General features: G+C 63.6%; 13 protein-coding genes. 12 read left to right on the plus strand and 1 reads right to left on the minus strand.

Annotation, left to right across the window (positions count from 1 at the left end):
* Positions 1-121: 121 nt before the first annotated feature.
* The 6 genes from X727_RS142290 (at position 122) to X727_RS142265 (ending at position 6,974) form a co-directional block, all read left to right on the plus strand.
* On the plus strand, positions 122-1,666 hold the full coding sequence (locus X727_RS142290) for a sugar ABC transporter ATP-binding protein (RefSeq protein ID WP_023745523.1): 1,545 nt from the start codon (positions 122-124) through the stop codon (positions 1,664-1,666).
* Positions 1,663-2,691 carry an ABC transporter permease gene (locus X727_RS142285; RefSeq protein ID WP_196815016.1) on the plus strand — a complete coding sequence of 343 codons (1,029 nt, stop codon included), beginning with the start codon at positions 1,663-1,665 and terminating at the stop codon, positions 2,689-2,691. The genes X727_RS142290 and X727_RS142285 overlap by 4 nt, the downstream gene beginning before the upstream one ends.
* A gap of 296 nt (positions 2,692-2,987) precedes the next feature.
* Complete coding sequence (locus tag X727_RS142280; protein WP_023687083.1) at positions 2,988-3,920, plus strand: substrate-binding domain-containing protein; 933 nt, start codon at positions 2,988-2,990, stop codon at positions 3,918-3,920.
* Positions 3,921-4,029: 109 nt separating this feature from the next.
* Positions 4,030-5,016: an ABC transporter permease gene (locus tag X727_RS142275; RefSeq protein WP_023668514.1), complete on the plus strand. Its 987-nt coding sequence runs from the start codon at positions 4,030-4,032 to the stop codon at positions 5,014-5,016.
* Between the two features lie 4 nt (positions 5,017-5,020).
* Complete coding sequence (locus X727_RS142270; protein WP_023668515.1) at positions 5,021-5,815, plus strand: ATP-binding cassette domain-containing protein; 795 nt, start codon at positions 5,021-5,023, stop codon at positions 5,813-5,815.
* A 136-nt stretch (positions 5,816-5,951) separates the two neighbouring features.
* Complete coding sequence (locus X727_RS142265) at positions 5,952-6,974, plus strand: LacI family DNA-binding transcriptional regulator (protein ID WP_023668516.1); 1,023 nt, start codon at positions 5,952-5,954, stop codon at positions 6,972-6,974.
* Between the two features lie 440 nt (positions 6,975-7,414).
* Here the strand turns inward: X727_RS142265 and X727_RS142260 are convergent, their stop codons facing one another.
* Positions 7,415-7,996 carry a TetR/AcrR family transcriptional regulator gene (locus tag X727_RS142260; RefSeq protein WP_023668517.1) on the minus strand — a complete coding sequence of 194 codons (582 nt, stop codon included), beginning with the start codon at positions 7,994-7,996 and terminating at the stop codon, positions 7,415-7,417.
* 242 nt (positions 7,997-8,238) lie between these two features.
* Here X727_RS142260 and X727_RS142255 point away from each other — a divergent pair, with 242 nt between their 5' ends.
* The 6 genes from X727_RS142255 (at position 8,239) to X727_RS142230 (ending at position 16,343) form a co-directional block, all read left to right on the plus strand.
* On the plus strand, positions 8,239-8,499 hold the full coding sequence (locus X727_RS142255; protein ID WP_023704858.1) for a hypothetical protein: 261 nt from the start codon (positions 8,239-8,241) through the stop codon (positions 8,497-8,499).
* Positions 8,493-11,681, plus strand: a complete 3,189-nt coding sequence (locus tag X727_RS142250) for a multidrug efflux RND transporter permease subunit (RefSeq protein WP_023834830.1) — start codon at positions 8,493-8,495, stop codon at positions 11,679-11,681. The genes X727_RS142255 and X727_RS142250 overlap by 7 nt, the downstream gene beginning before the upstream one ends.
* Before the next feature lie 14 nt (positions 11,682-11,695).
* Positions 11,696-12,850 (plus strand): efflux RND transporter periplasmic adaptor subunit, encoded by a 1,155-nt coding sequence (locus tag X727_RS142245; protein ID WP_023804343.1) that lies wholly within the window; start codon positions 11,696-11,698, stop codon positions 12,848-12,850.
* A gap of 180 nt (positions 12,851-13,030) precedes the next feature.
* On the plus strand, positions 13,031-13,738 hold the full coding sequence (locus tag X727_RS142240; protein ID WP_023834831.1) for a GntR family transcriptional regulator: 708 nt from the start codon (positions 13,031-13,033) through the stop codon (positions 13,736-13,738).
* Between the two features lie 17 nt (positions 13,739-13,755).
* Positions 13,756-14,859, plus strand: coding sequence for a mandelate racemase/muconate lactonizing enzyme family protein (locus tag X727_RS142235; RefSeq protein ID WP_023834832.1), 1,104 nt, complete (start codon positions 13,756-13,758; stop codon positions 14,857-14,859).
* Positions 14,860-15,020: 161 nt separating this feature from the next.
* The gene (locus tag X727_RS142230; RefSeq protein WP_023668524.1) at positions 15,021-16,343 is read left to right on the plus strand and encodes a homoserine dehydrogenase; all 1,323 of its coding nucleotides are present in this window, start codon (positions 15,021-15,023) and stop codon (positions 16,341-16,343) included.
* Positions 16,344-16,350: the final 7 nt, after the last annotated feature.

Consider the following 16,350-nt stretch of genomic DNA (forward strand, 5'->3'; position numbering starts at 1 on the left):
CGAACGGCTAGCCGGTAAACGTTCCTGTCCGGGATTCGTAAGCCGTTTGTTAGCGGAATCCGGGTGACTGTATCGGAAATTCGCTCCAGGATCGGGGCGCGGTCTGTGGGGGCCGAATCGCATGCTCGGTTTGCCGATGATATCGGTGCGCAATCTCGCCAAGCGTTATGGCGGCGTTTTCGCGCTAAGGGATATGAACCTGTCTGTCGGACAGGGGACGATCCATGCTGTCGTCGGTGAAAGCGGCGCCGGCAAGTCGACGCTGGTGAAGGTGCTTGCCGGCGTGCTCCGGTCCAACAGCGGCACCATCCGTGTCGGCGACCAGATAGTCACCGTCGACAGCCCGATCGCTGCACGCAAGCACAGCTTCGGCGTCGTCCACCAGGGGCTCAGTCTGTTTGCCGACCGCTCGGTGCTGGCCAATCTGTTCGTCAATCGCGAGCCGTTGCGCAACGGCTTTGTCTCCAGGCGCGAGATGGAGGCACGCAGCCGCACCTTGCTTCGGCAACTCAAGCTCGACGTCGATGTCCACGCTCCTGTGGGACAACTCGGCATGGGCGAACGGCAATATGTCGAACTCGGCCGCGCAATTCTGGAAGGCACGAGGCTGCTGATCCTCGATGAACCGAATTCTGCGCTCGACCTGCGCCAGACCGAGCACCTGTTCACCGTACTAAGTGACCTCAAGGCCAAGGGCACGAGCGTGCTCTATGTCTCGCACCGGCTGGAGGACGTGTTTGCGATCGCAGACCAGGTCACCGTGATGCGCAACGGCCGTGACGTGCTGACAAGTGAGCGCTCGGCGTTGAGCGAAGCCGATGTGATCGACGCCATGATCGGCCAGCAGCGCGGCAGCCTGTTCCCGCCTGCACTGCCGGCCAATGCCAGCACGATAAGGCCGCGGATCACGGTGGAGGGTCTGAGCGGCGGCCGGATTTCCGGCGTCAGCTTCACCGCCCGCTCCGGCGAGATCCTCGGCTTGGCCGGGCTTGAGGGGTCGGGCGTTGAAGACCTGTTCGAGATGCTGTTTGGCCTGCGCGAGGCGCAAAGCGGCAGGGTGCGGCTCCCCGACGGCTACGGCTTGCCTGGAAATCCGACCGAAGCGGCGCGGCGCGGCATCGGCCTGGTGCCGGCCAACCGCCTGTGCAACGGCCTGATGCCCGACCGGTCGCTGGCCTTCAACATAGGCAACATCGCTACCGGCGCCCGCAACTGGGGGTCTCGCCGCTACTCGCCCAAGGCCGCGATCGCCGCCGCCGCAAGGCAGATCGATGCGCTGCGCATCAAGGGCCTGCCGGACGCGCCGGTGAATTCGCTGCTGGCCGGCGATCAGCAGAAGATCGTAATCGCCAAATGGCTGGAGACGGCGCCGCAAGTGCTGCTCCTAGACAATCCGGCTGGCGGTATCGAGGCGGCTGCCAAGCGCAAGATCTATGCGCTGATCCGGCAGATGGCGGCCAATGGCTGTATCGTTTTGCTGCGTTCGGTCGAGCCGTCCGAACTGACCAACCTCAGCAACCGCGTCCTTGTCTTCCACCGCGGCCGGGTCGCCGGCGAGCTGTCCGGCGCCGAGATGAAGCGAAGGACAGTGCTGCAACTGACCACCACCGGCGAGATGCCGGGGGCGGAGCGGCCGAAAAAGAAACTCGTGGGAGCCATGGCATGACACGATTGGATCCCATGCTACAGCTTGCCGGTTCGGCTGCCCACCCGAAGCGCAGCCTTCGCCTGCCCGTCGAACTCAGGCCGCTCATCGGGCTCGTTGTCCTTGTGGCGATTACAGGCTTTGCCCGGCCGGATTTCCTCGACGAGGCCAATGTGCTGTCGTTGCTGGAAACCGCTGCGTATCCCGGCATGCTGGCGATCGGCATGGTGTTCGTGCTCGCACTCCGCGAGATCGACCTTTCCGTCGGCTGGATATTCCATCTCGCGGCCCTTCTCACCGCATTCCTTCTGGCCACCGGCATCGACCCGTGGCTTGCCGCCCTTGCCGGCGTGCTGCTCGGCGCCGGGCTCGGCCTCGTCAACGGCCTGCTGGTGGTGGCGCTGCGACTGCCGGCCATCGTCGTTACGCTGGGCACCTTTGCAATGTTCCGGGGCCTGGCGGCGGTGGCCGTCAAGATGCAAGCGACAGCTCCGGCCAGCCCAGGCGGCGACTTCTTTGAGATCGTTCACGGCAAGCTGTTCGGCCTTGTGCCGACGGCTGTCTTTGTCTTCGTCACAATGGCGGTGGTGATGCACCTCGTGCTTCACCGCAGCCGCTTCGGCTACCGGATCCAGGCCGTCGGCAGCAATCCGCAGGCGGCGCTCTATGCCGGCATCCCGACAGGTGCTGTGCGGCTGCAGACGCTGGTGCTGATGGGCATCGTCTCGGGGCTGGCGGGCGCGCTGTGGCTTGGCTCTCCCGTTACCGACGTCGACCAAGGCGGCGGTTTCGTGCTGATGGCGATTGCCGCGGCGATCATCGGCGGCACCTCGCTTTCCGGCGGGCGCGGCACCGTCTTCGGTGCGGTGATCGGCATGCTGATCGTCCAGGTCATCTTGAGCGGCGTGACCCTGTTCGGCATCGACGCCGCATGGAGCCCCTTCGTGATCGGCGCGGTGATGGTGCTGGCGCTCGCGCTCGACCGGCTGGCCAAGGTGCTGCGCAACCGCCAGGCCGAGCGCTTTCAGGAAAATCCGCGCGCCTGAGTTTAAGCCCCGCCTGCTTGCCGGGAAATATCTCTATCTCTTGGTTGACGCAATTCCGGACGGAAAACCGTTTCACACTTTTCCTGGAATCGCCCTCTAACTGATGCGATCTGATGGGATCGATGATGGCGCGTTGCATCGCGCCACCATCCATTGGGCGGATGGAGGCTTGCCATCGGCCGCAAAAGAAGATGCTCTGCGCATCCGGGTCGGCGCTGGCAGGAGGAGAGGATCAAGGGCATGGCCCGGATCATCGCCGGACGTGGAGGTCGTTTTTCAACATGGGAGGAAAGCAAATGCTGACGAGGCTACGATTACTCGTGCTTGGCTTGATTGTGGCGCTGGCCGTTCCGGCGGCGGCACAGGCCAAGACGTTCTACTGGATTTCGCATGGCGGCCCGGCCGACCCGGTCTGGACCTACTTCCTGGCCGGCGCCAAGCAATGGGCGAAGGACACCGGCAACACCGTCAACACCTCGTTCCACAATGGCGACGTTGCCTCGCAGCAGGAGGCCGTGCGCGCCGCGATCTCGGCAAAGGCCGACGGCATCGTCACCACCAGCCCCGATCCGGGCAGCCTGATCGAAATCGCCAAGGAAGCCAACACGGCCAAGATCCCGATCATCAACTTCAACACGCCCGATCCCAAGGCAAGCTTCGACGCCTATGTCGGCGGCGACAACGTCACCTTCGGCAAGCACTGGGCGCAATATCTGGTCGACAAGGGCCTGGTGAAGAAGGGCGACTTCGTCTGGATGCCGGTCGAAATCCCCGGCGCCACCTACGGCGTCCAGGAAGAGGAAGGCATCAAGAGCGTCTTCGAACCGCTGGGGATCACCTATGAGATCACCGAAGCGACCCTCGACCAGGCCGAAGCCATCAACCGCATGGTCGACTATCTCACCGCCAACAAGGCCAAGGTCAAGGCAATCATCGGCCTCGGCGATCTGGTCACCGGCTCGATCAAGCGGGTGTTCGACCAGGCCGGCATCAAGCCGGGCGAAATCCCGGTCGTCGGCTGGGGCAACTCGCTCGACACCACCCAGGAAGTGCTGACCGGCTACGTCAATGCCGGCCAGTGGCAGGACCCGCAGGCGACCAGCTACGTCGCGCTGTCGCTGGCCAACATGGCGGCGTCAGGCATTCCTCCGGGCTTCAACGTCATCACCGGCGCGCTCTATGAAAAGGACACCGCGCAGGTCTACGACGACATCCTGTCGGGCAAATAACCCAGACCTTCAACAGTCGCGGCCGCAGCCGCGGTCGCGACTGTCTTGTCGCCGAGCCCTTCGCGTTGCGCGCTGGGCTCAGCCTTCCCCTTCCTGTCGCAGGTTATCAGTGGAAAACCGTTCGCTCATCCAACGCCTGATCGCGAGGCCGGAATTCGGGCCCTTCGTTCTGCTCATCGTCGAAATCGCGGTGTTCTGGAGCATCAACCACGATTTCCTGTCGCCGCAGAACATCTCCAACACGCTGGCCTTCACCGTCGAGCTCGGGCTGATCGCGCTGGCGATGACGCTGTTGATGACGTCGGGTGAATTCGATCTGTCGGTCGGCTCGCTGTTCGGCTTTTCGCCGGTGCTGATGTGGACGCTGTTCAACAGCGGCCTGACCTCGCTGGAGGTCGGCTTCCTCGCCGCGCTGCTGATCGCGGCCTTCATCGGCCTGGTCAATGGCTGGTTCGTCACGCAGCTGAAAATCCCATCCTTCCTGGTGACGCTCGGCATGCTGCTGGTGGTGCGCGGCACCGCGCTGTTCGTCACCGACGGCTTTCCGCAGCGGACGTGGAGCGCCGAGGGCAGCTGGCTGGCCGAAGCGCTGGTCGGTGATTTCTTCATCGGCCCGTTCCGCATCTACATGTCGCTCTTCTGGTTCATCGCGGCGGCCATCGCACTGGGCTACGTGCTGACGCAAAGCCGGACCGGCAACTGGATCCAGGCAGCCGGCGGCAATCCAGGCGCCGCAAGGGCGCGCGGCGTCAACGTCAGCGGCGTCAAGATCGGCCTGTTCGTGCTGTCGTCGGTGATGGCTTCGCTTGCCGGCGTCATCTCGTCGCTGCGCACGTCGGCCGCCAACCCCAACAGCGGCACCGGCTACGAGCTCGAAGTCATCGCCATGGTGGTGATCGGCGGCACGGCGCTGACCGGTGGGCGCGGCACCATCATCGGCACGGTGCTCGGCATCCTCATCCTGCGCGTCATGCGCAACGGCATCGTGCTGATCGGCGTGCCCGGGCTGGCCTACAACATCTTCATCGGCGCCATCATCCTCGGCATGATGGCGCTGCACTCATGGCTGGAACGCCGGCATCAGGCAGGGACCTAGAACCATGGCTGAACCGCTCATCCGCATGTCCAACATCAAAAAGTCCTACGGGCGCGTGCAGGCGCTCGAAGACGCCAATTTTCATGTCAACGAAAGGGAGATCGTCGGCCTGCTCGGCGACAATGGCGCCGGCAAATCGACGCTGATCAAGGTGTTGTCGGGGGCGGTGCCGCTGACCAGCGGCGACATTTTCATCCGCGGCAAGAAGGTCAATCTGCGCAGCACCAGCGACGCCATCGCGCACGGCATCGAGACGATCTACCAGGATTCGGCACTGGTGACGCAGCTGTCGATCGCGCGCAACCTGTTCCTCGGCCGCGAGCCGATCAAACCGCCGCGCTTTTTGAACCGCATGGACCAGGAGGCGATGAACAATGTCGCCCGCGACCTGTTGAAACAGGTCGGCATCTCCAAGAACATCCCGCCGACGACGCCGATCGGCTCCCTGTCCGGCGGCGAGCGGCAGGCCGTCGCCATCGCGCGCGCCATGCACTTCGACAGCGACCTGATCATCCTCGACGAGCCGACCAACAATCTCGGCGTCGCCGAGACGCAAGGCGTGCTGAGCTTCGTGCGCAACGCGCGCGATTCCGGGCATTCCTGCATCTTCATCGCCCACAACATCCACCATGTCTTCCAGGTGGTTGACCGCATCGTCGTCATGCGCCGGGGCAAGGTGGTGGCCGACGACATCGACCCGAAGAAGACCAGCGTGGCCGAGGTCGAACGCATCATCACCGGGATGTCGGACAAGGAGATCCGCGACGCCATCATCGAAGGCGGGCCATCGCACGGCTGAACCGTCTTCGCGCCGTCTGGCACGGAAACGCATCCGCTCTAACTCGTTGTAGAGCATGACGTTTTGACAAAACGGTTCCCGTTTGTCCGAGAAAACCGGTTCCCACTTTTCGGGATCATGCTCTATGACTACAGCCATGAAAGCCACCGTTGCCGACATAGCCAGGAGCTGCGGCCTGTCGACCGCGACCGTCGACCGGGTTCTGAACAACCGGGCCGGCGCGAGCGCCGCCAACCGCCAACGGGTGATGGAGGCGGCCAAGCAGCTCGGCTATTTGCCGGTGGTCGATCAGGTGACGCTGCCGTCGCGGCCGGCGCATCTTGAATTCTTCCTGCCGATCGGCGCCAATGGTTTCATGATCGACCTCGCCGGGCACATCGAGGACTATGCGGGGCGCCTGCCGCTGGTCGCCTCGTGCCGGATCCACAATCTCGGCGGCATCTCACCGGCAGCGCTGCAGGCGGCGGTTGAAAATCTGTCGCTGAAGGCCAATGGCGTCGGCGTCATTGCCGTCGATCATCCGCGAACCCGCAACATATTGCGTGACGTGGTCGAGGCCGGCATCCGCCTTGTCACGCTGGTCTCCGACGTTCCAGCCGCCCCGCGTTCGGCCTATGTCGGCATCGACAACCGGGTTGCCGGACGCACGGCGGCGCTGTTGATGGGGCGCTTCCTCAACGGCCGCCAGGGTCATCTGGCGATGGTCGTCGGCTCGCGTTCCTATCGCGGGCACGAGGAGCGCGAAATGGGTTTTCGGTCGGTACTGACAGAGGAATTCCCCAATCTCACCGTCTCGAGTGCGGTCGAGATCAATGACGAACCCGAAGGCAGCTACACAGCAACGATGCAGGCGCTGCACAACGAGCCGGAACTGCTCGGCATCTATTGCGTCGGCGCCGGGCGCTCAGGTGTGGCGAGAGCGCTGCTCGAGGCCAAGCCAAAGAAGAAGCCGGTCTTCATCTGCCACGACCTGACCAAGGAAACGCGCGGCTATCTCGTCGACGACCTCGCCGATGTCGTCATCGACCAGAATGCGCGGCTGATCGCGGAGCAATCTGTGATCCGCCTGCTTGGCTCGATCGCATCCGCCGCGCCATACCTGACGAAGAAGTTCATCGAGCCACGGCTGATCTTCAAGGAAAACGTGCCGGTGCAGTGACGTCGCGCCGTGGCGGTTTCTCCGATTTGTACGACAAGTCGGGGTAGATGCCGCAAATCTGCACAGCAGCCATGCAACTTTCATTGTTGCCGAATCATTGGGCAACCCTTACTCATCTGGGTGTCGGCCATCTACTCCTCCCAGATGCGATGCCGACGCTGAGCGCGGTGCACCTCCTCCCGCATCTCGTTCGAAATCGAGCCCGCTGCCACCTCCTCCCGGCAGCGGGCTTTTTTCATTCCCAAATGAAACTTGGCATATCCAAAGCCCCTCACCCGGATTGCCGAGACCGAGTTGCAAAGAGCAATTCGCTGCAATCCGACCTCTCGCCAAAGCGAAAGGAGATCATCAGCGCCGGCGCCAGCCTCTTCTCCCCTCGGGGAGGAGCTAGCCGCGAAGCGGCCGGATGAGGGGGCCTTGCAAACTCGGTGAGCTGGAATTCAGCGCGCCCTGAAAGAGCTGATCAGGCCTTCAGCCATGCGCACGAACTGCGTGCTGGGGCCCTGGCAGCCCATGGTCTGCACGCTGACGCGCGCCCCTTCGAACAGCAGCGACAGCGTATCGGCCAGAAGCTCGGCCTGACCGATGCCCGCATCCCGGCACAGCGCAACGAGGCGATCGCGCTGAGCGCTCTTGAGCTCCTTGATCACGCTCCTGGCGGGATGGTCCGGCTCGGTCAATTCGGCGGCGGCATTGGCCATGTCGCAGCCGCGACCGTCAGCCGCCAGGCAAGCAGCGGCCATGCGAATCCAGGCATGCAACTGGGCGAGCTTGTCGCCGGGATGCTCAGCCTCGAATTGGTCCCACATCGCGGCGCCTTTAGCCGCCGACGCGCGCAGGCATTGGACGATCAGTTCGTCCTTCGACTCAAAATGACGGTAGAGCGTCATCTTGTTGGTGCCGGCGGCTTCCGTGATGGCGTCGACACCGACGCCCTTGATGCCATGCTTGTGAAACATGTCCTGCGCCGTCTCCAGGATTCGATCCCGGGGGCGCACGCGATCGGTAATGCCGTCTGCCATCGCAGTCTCCTTGTCTCCCTAAAAATTCGGTTCACCTCTTGACTAGGGTGTTACCGGTCTGTAACTATCCGAATGTTACTTACTGGTAACACCTATGTGGCCTTCCGTCAATAACAAGGCCGTGAACTGGTCCTGCCAGATCACAAAGGGTGAAAATTGCAGGTCATGCGGCTCCGGCCGGTGAAGAGATGAAAACCGGTTCGCGATCGTCCGATGCGGGCCGCTGGAATGGAGACGCTCCAATGTCGCAGCGCAAGGATTTGACCATCGATGAAGCCATCCGGGATCCGATGATCCGGCTGGTGATGAAAGCGGACCGCGTCAATCCGCGCGCCTTCGAAGCGATGCTGAGGACCGTTGCCGATGAGCAGGGCCTCAGCGGTGCGGCGCCGTCTTCGTATTTTTTGCAGGACCCGGGTTCGGTGCGCGGCCGGCGGCTGTCCCGGTCTGCCCATTCTTTTAAAGAGGCCGGTTCTTCTAAAGAGGTTTGCGTGTCGTGGTAAACTTTTTCATCCATCGTCCGATCTTCGCCTCGGCCATCGCCATCATCATGGTGCTCGCCGGGACGATTTGTTATTTCCTTTTGCCGGTTTCGCAGTTTCCCGACATCACGCCGCCGCAGGTCGTGGTCAGCGCGCATTATCCGGGCGCCAGTGCGCAAGTGGTCGCCGATACGGTGACGACGCCGCTGGAGCAGCAGATCAACGGCGTCGAAGGTATGACCTACATGTCGTCGTCGAGCTCCAATGACGGCTCCTCGACCATCACCATCACCTTCGATGTCGGCTATTCCTTGAGCACCGCGGCCGTCGACGTCCAGAACCGCGTCTCGCAAGCGGCCTCGTCGCTGCCGGCGATCGTCAACCAGGGCGGCGTGACGATCAAGAAGCAGAACCCGAATTTCGTCCTCATCGTCAACCTGACCTCGCCCGACAGTTCGGTCGATCCGGTGGCGCTGAGCAACCTCGCATATCTGCAGGTCGTCGATCCGCTGAAGCGGCTGCCTGGCGTCGGCGACGTCCAGATATTCGGCGAGCGCCGCTACTCGATGCGCGTCTGGCTCGATCCGGACAAGCTGGCCAATCTCGGCATCACCGCTGTCGACGTCCAGAACGCCATCTCGGAGCAGAACGTCCAGGTGGCGGCCGGCAAGATCGGCCAGTCACCGGCGCCCGCCGGCACCGCCTTCGAGATGCAGGTCAACGCCGTCGGCCGCCTGAGCGACCCCAAGGAGTTCGGCGACATCGTCGTGCGCGCCAACACCGGCACCGGCTCGCTGGTGCGACTGCGCGACGTCGCCCGCATCGAGCTCGGCGCACTGCAATATTCGTCGTCGGCCTTCTTCGGCAAGGACCCGACGGTGGTGCTGGCCGTCTATCAGATGCCGGGTTCCAACGCGCTCGATCTGCAGCAGCACGTCAAGGACAAGATGCAGGAACTGTCGGCCCGTTTCCCCAAGGGCGTCAGCTACGCCATGCACTACGACACCACGCGCTTCGTGTCGGCATCGATGCATGACGTGCTGATCACGCTTGGCGAAGCGCTGGTGCTGGTCGTGGCCGTGGTGTTCATCTTCCTGCAGAGCTGGCGCACGACGATCATCCCGACCATCGCCATTCCGGTGTCGCTGGTGGCGACGATGGTCGTCATGGAAATGATGGGCTTCTCACTCAACATGCTCTCCCTGCTCGGCATGGTGCTGGCCATCGGCCTCGTCGTCGACGACGCCATCGTGGTGGTCGAAAATGTCGAGCGACAATTGGAGGCGGGCCTCAAACCGCTGGCGGCGACCAAGGCCGCGATGGCCGAGGTCACCGGACCGATCATCGCCACCACCGCAGTGCTGATGGCCGTCTTCGTGCCCGTTGCCTTCATTCCCGGCGTCTCCGGCAAGCTCTACAATCAGTTCGCGCTGACGGTGGCGATTTCGGTCGGCATATCCGCCTTCAACTCGCTGACGCTCAGCCCGGCGCTGAGCGCCGCCTTCCTGCGCCATCGCGGCGAGACGCAGTTCGCCCCGTTCCGCTGGTTCAACACGGGCTTCGACAGACTGTCGCATGCCTATGCGCACGGCGTGCGTATCCTCATCCGGCTGCGCTGGATCATGCTCGGCTTGTTCGCGGCAGGCCTGGTGGCCACCTACTTCGTCTGGCAGAAGTTGCCCTCGACCTTCCTTCCGGTCGAGGACCAGGGCTATTTCTTCGTTGTTATCCAGCTGCCTGACGGCGCCTCGCTGGAGCGCACCGACGCGGTAGCCCAGAAGGCGCGCGACATCCTCCAAGCTACGCCCGGCGTCGAGATTGTCGGCTCGATCAGCGGCCTGAACTTCCTGACCAGTGCCGCGCAGTCGAACTCGGCTGTCGAGTTCGCCATCCTGAAGCCGTGGGAAGAGCGCGGCCCCGACCAGAGCGCGTCGAAGCTCGTCGCCGACGTGCGCGGCAAGCTGATGCAGATTCCGGAAGCCTTCGCGCTGTCCTTCGATCCGCCTTCGATCCCGGGTATCGGCACCACGGGCGGCTTCGAATTCGTCGTCGAGGATCTCACCGGGCGCGGCAGTTCAGCTCTCAACGACGCGACGCAAGCCGTGATCGCCGAGGCGCGCAAGCAGCCGGAAATCAATCCGCAGCAGCTGTTCTCGCCGTTCTCGACCTCGACGCCGCAGTTCAACTACGACCTCGACCGCAGCAAGGCCAAACTGCTCGGCCTCAACCTGCCCGACGTCTTCAACACGCTGCAGATCTATCTCGGCTCGCTCTACGTCAACGACTTCAATCTGTTCGGCCGCACCTTCCGGGTGACCATCCAGGCCGACAAGGATGCACGTGCCGACGCAGGCGACCTTTCGCGACTCTATGTGCGCAACGCCTCCGGCGGCATGGTGCCGCTGAGCACACTGGGCAAACTGGTGCCGTTCGTCGGCCCGGAAACCGTGCCGCACTACAACAACAACGCCTCGGCCACGATCAATGGCGGCGCAGCCCCCGGCTTCTCGTCGGGCCAGGCGGTTGCCGCGATGGAACGGGCCGCCGCCACCGCTTTGCCCAGGGATTTCGGTTTCGAATGGACCGGCATCACCTTCCAGGAGCTCAAGGCAGGATCGATCGCGTCGGTCGTCTTCGGCCTCGCCATCGTCTTCGTCTTCCTGATCCTGGCGATGCAGTATGAGAGCTGGGCGATGCCGTTAATCGTGCTGCTGGCGGTGCCACTGGCCCTGTTCGGCGCCTTCGCAGCCCTGTTCCTGCGCGGCATGCAGATCGACGTCTACTCGCAGATCGGCTTCGTCATGCTGATCGGCCTCGCCGCCAAGAACGCGATCCTGATCGTCGAGTTTGCAAGGCGGCGGCGCGAGGAAGGCTTGAGCATTGTCGACGCGGCGATGGAAGCCGCGCGGCTGAGGCTGCGGCCGATCCTGATGACGGCCTTCGCCTTCATCCTCGGCGTGCTGCCGCTGATGTTTGCGACGGGTGCGGGTGCGGCAAGCCGGCAGTCGATCGGCACCACCGTGTTTGGCGGCATGGTCGCGGCGACCATCCTGTCGCTGGTGTTCGTGCCGGTCTTCTACGCGGTCATCGAGCAGCTGCGCGAAGGCCGCGTGCGCAGCGAACTGAACGCCGCTCATGACCAGGACAATAATGAACCGACTGCCGAACCAGCGCCGATGCGCCTGGCCGAAGCAGCCGAATAGAATTGGAGACCAAAATGCGTAAATGGAAAATAGCTTTGGGAACGGCCGTCGCCCTGGGAGCGATCTCGGTGGCAAGCGTCCACTTCCTCGACATGGGCAATCTCAGCCTCAATGCCGGCACGGCGGCAGCGACGGCAGCACCTGCGGCATTCGTCATGCCGGTGCCGGTGACGAGCGTGGTCAAGAAGACGATCCCGATCTACCTCGACTACGCCGCCCGCATCGAGGCGATCCGCAGCGTCACCTTGCAGGCCCGCGTGCCCGGCTATCTGCAGGAGCAGACGGCTGAGGACGGCGCGGATGTGCGCCAGGGTGATCTGCTCTACAAGATCTCGCCCGACGACTTCAAGGCGGCTCTCGACCAGGCCAAGGCCGAAGTGCAGCGCGACCAGGCGAGCCTCGACTATGCGCGCTCCAATCTCGGCCGCGGCTCCGAACTCGCCAAGAGCGGCTATCTGGCCAAGGATGGGTTCGACCAGCGTACGAGCACCTTGCGCCAGGCCGAAGCGTCGCTTGCCGTCAACCAGGCGGCGGTGCGCACGGCCGAGCTCAATTTGAGCTACGCCGAAATCCACGCTCCGTTTGCCGGCCGCGTCGGCCGCAACCAGGCTTCGGTCGGCACGCTGGTCAGCGTCGCCGGTACGGTGCTGAACACGCTGGTGCAGCTCGACCCGATCTACGTCACCTTCAATCCGAGCGAGACGGACCTGGCCGAAATCGAACGGGCCCGGGCCGCCGGCCCGATCGAGGTGGAGGTGCTGCTGCCCGGCGAGACCGAAGCCAGCCAGAAGGGCGAACTCACCTTCATCGACAACACGGTCGACCACTCGACCGGCACGATTACGGCGCGCGCCACCATCGGCAATGCGAAGTTCTCGCTGCTGCCGGGCCAGTATGTCCGCGTGCGGCTGCACATCAAGCAGCTGCCCGACGCGCTGATGGTGCCGCAGGTGGCGCTGGGTTCGAGCCAGCTCGGCAAATATGTCTATGTCGTCGGCAAGGGCAACACGGTCGACCAGCGCATCGTCTCGCTTGGCGCGACCAGCGGCGACCTTGTGGCGGTCCTCAGCGGCGTTGCCGAAGGCGACCAGGTGATAACGGGCAATCTGCAGAAAATCGGACCAGGAATGCCGATCTCGCCGTTGCCCCAGGAGAAACCGGCCAGCTGATAACCCCCATCAGCCCCGGTCCTGCGGCGCCTTCGGCTTCCACGCCGAGGGCGCCGTTTTTTTATGGAGCGCCGCACGCCGTTTTTGGGGTAACCGCAAGGCACAAGAATCCGGAACAGACATATTGTAGGATTGTCGACAATCTGCTTGTCTGTTTCCGGCTCTCGCTGGAGTGACGGAATGGCCAAGCTGGACTTCAATCCGATCGCGGATACGACACGCCGGGCCGAGATCGTTGCGCTGTTGCGGCGGGCGATCCTGACCGGCCAGCTGGAACCCGGCCAAAAGCTGAGCGAGCTGAGGATCGCCGAGCAGATGCGGGTCAGCCGCGCGCCTTTGCGCGAAGCTATGCGCGAGCTGGTGCAGGAAGGCATCCTGACCAGCATTCCCTATGCCGGCACCTTCGTCATCGATGTCACCGCCAAGGACATTGACGACGCCTACTCGCTGAACAAGGTGCTCGATGAATTCGCCATCGAGCGGACATGGAAGCTGCGCGACCAGCGCTTCTTCGATGAACTCGACCGCCGCCACGAAGCGGTGAAGCAGGCAACGCGCGCGCGCGACACCACCCGCCAGATCGAGACCGCACTGCAATTGCACGGGCTGATCTATGAATGGGCCGACAATTCGGTGCTGCTGGAAACCTGGCAGCGGCTGACCAGCCGGCTGCAGATGTACTTTGCCCTGCACCAGCGGGCCCGCAACGAGCCGGTGCCGGCCGAAGATCTCCACGAAACCTATGTGCGGCTCTTGAAGGGCGCCGACATGCGCGCTGCCCAGCGCCATGCGCGCGAGCATATCGACCTCGATTTCGAAGAGCTGCTTGCCTATACGCGTGGCCTCGATCAGCGGAACATCGAAGGGCTGACCCTCCTCAACGCCTAGAGACAACGGACAGACAAGTGCAGATCAAAACCATCAAGGCCTATCGCGTCGTGCAGCCCTTCGTGGACGGGCCCTACCGCATGTCAAAGGGGCGGGTTGCAGACTGCTTCGACGCGGTGATCGTCGCCATCACCTCCGACAGCGGCGTGACCGGCTGGGGCGAGATGGCGCCGCTCGGCAATTTCTATTCGGCCGCGTTTCCGGCGGGAACGCGCGCGGGCGTGGTCGAGATCGCGCCGCACCTGATCGGCCAGGACCCGCGTGGCCTCGCCGGCATCGGCCGATTGATGGATACGGTGTTCAAGGGCCATCCCTACATCAAGTCGGCGCTCGACATGGCCTGCTGGGATCTGGCGGCCCGGGCCGCCGACGTGCCGCTGGTGACCATGCTTGGCGGCCGCGAGAGCGACATGGCGGAGACCTACCGCGTCGTCACCCACGGCACGCTCGACCAGATGGCGGCACTGGCCAAAAGGATCATCGCGGAAGGCTGCCGGCGGCTGCAGGTCAAGGTCGGCGGCAATGTGCATGACGACATCGAGCGGGTGAGCGCAGTCGCTTCGGCCGTGCCGAAAGGCACGGTGATTTTCTGCGACGCCAATGCCGGCTGGACGCCCTATCAGGCACGGCAGTTCGCCGACGCAACGCGCGGCATCGACTACACGTTCGAGCAGCCCTGCACGACGATCGAGGAGAACATGTCGGTGCGCCGCATGCTCGACAAGCCGATGGTGCTGGACGAGAGCGTCATCTCGCTCGAGGCGATGGTGGAAATCTATCGCCTGGGCGCCGCCGATGGGCTGACGCTGAAGATTTCGCGGCTGGGCGGCGTAACCAGGACAAGGCAAATCCGCGACGTCGCCGTCGATCTCGGTTTCATGATCACCGTCGAGGATACGGGCGGCGCCGAGATCGACACGGCGGCGATGGCGCATCTGTCGCTGTCGACGCCGGAAGAACGCCGGCTGCATGCCATCGCCTTCCATGAGTGGGTGACGGTGCGCACGGCCTCCAACGCCCCACCGGTCGCCGGCAGCCACATGGGCATTCCCGACGGGCCCGGCCTCGGCATCGATGTCGTGCCCGACCTGCTCGGCAAGCCTTTCCTAGAGATCGGCTGAGATCAAGCGCAGCATGAAGCTGTCACCCCACGAATCCTCCGTGGGAGATTTGGTCCTGCAGCCATTCTCCGATTTGCGGGTTGAAATATTTTTCAAATGGAAATAGGAATGTTCAAAATGATGATTTGACGCTGCGGCGCGTCGTGACTGGAGGAAGCGATATGGCCCATCCGCAATTTGCAGCGGAACTTCTGCAGCGCGCTGAAGCCCAAGGGCCCATCACCATCGGTCTCGCCGGCGCCGGGCAGATGGGCACCGACATCGTCGTCCAGGTGGCGCTGATGCCGGGCATGCGGATCGGTGCCATTTCCGAGGTGCGCCCGCAAGCGGCGATCGATGCCGCACTGCTCGCCGGCCATGACCGCTCCGACATCGTCCAGGCTGCGAACGCCTCTGCCATCGACCGCGCCATCGAGGCCGGCAAGATCGCTGTCACCGAAGATCTGCATGCGCTGGCCGCGGCCGGCCGCATTGATGTCATCATCGACGCGACAGGCAATCCCAACATCGGCACGCTGTTTGCGCTCGAAGTGATGAAGAACGGCAAGCACATCGTCATGCTCAATGTCGAGGCGGACATTACGATCGGCCGCTTCCTCAAGGAGGAAGCGCGCAAGGCCGGCGTGGTCTACACCGGTGCGGCCGGCGACGAACCCGCCTGCACGCTGGAGATCATCGGCTTCGCCAAGAGCCTCGGCTTCAACATCATCGCCGCCGGCAAGGGCAAAAACAACCCGCTCAAGATCGACGCCATGCCCGCCGACTACGAGAAGGAAGCGGCCGAGCGCAACATGAATGCGCGCATGCTGGTCGAGTTCGTCGACGGTTCCAAGACGGCGATCGAGATGGTGGCTATCGCCAACGCCACCGGGCTGGTGCCCGACGTGCCGGGCATGCACGGCCCGACGGCGACGCTGGAGGAACTGGCCAGCGTGCTTTGCCCGCGCGAGGATGGCGGCGTGCTGCACCGCAAGGGCGTGGTCGACTATTCCATCGGCAAGGGCGTGGCGCCCGGCGTGTTCTGCATCATCGAAACGAGGCATCCGCGCGTGCTGGAGCGCATGGTCGACCTCAAGGTCGGCAAGGGCCCCTATTTCACGATCTACCGTCCCTATCACCTGACAAGCCTTGAAGTGCCACTGTCGGCGGCGCGCGCCGTTGTCTACAAACGCGCCGACATGGAGCCCCTCGACCATCCGGTCGCCGAAGCGGTGGCGGTGGCCAAGAGCGATCTCGGCGCGGGCCAATCGCTCGGCATGATCGGCGAGAACGACTATCGCGGCTTCGCCATGACCTGGGAGGACGCCCGCGCCAAGGGCGCGCTGCCGCTCGGGATTGCCGAACGCGCCAAGGTGGTCAAGCCGGTCAAGACCGGCGACTTCCTTACCTATGAAAATTGTGTACCCGACGATTCGATGGTGATAACGCAGATCCGCCGCCGTCTAGACCAGTCGGATGGACAGTTTGTGACCAACGCCGCCTGAACCTTCG

The organism is Mesorhizobium sp. L103C105A0, assembly GCF_000502215.1.
GTDB lineage: Bacteria > Pseudomonadota > Alphaproteobacteria > Rhizobiales > Rhizobiaceae > Mesorhizobium.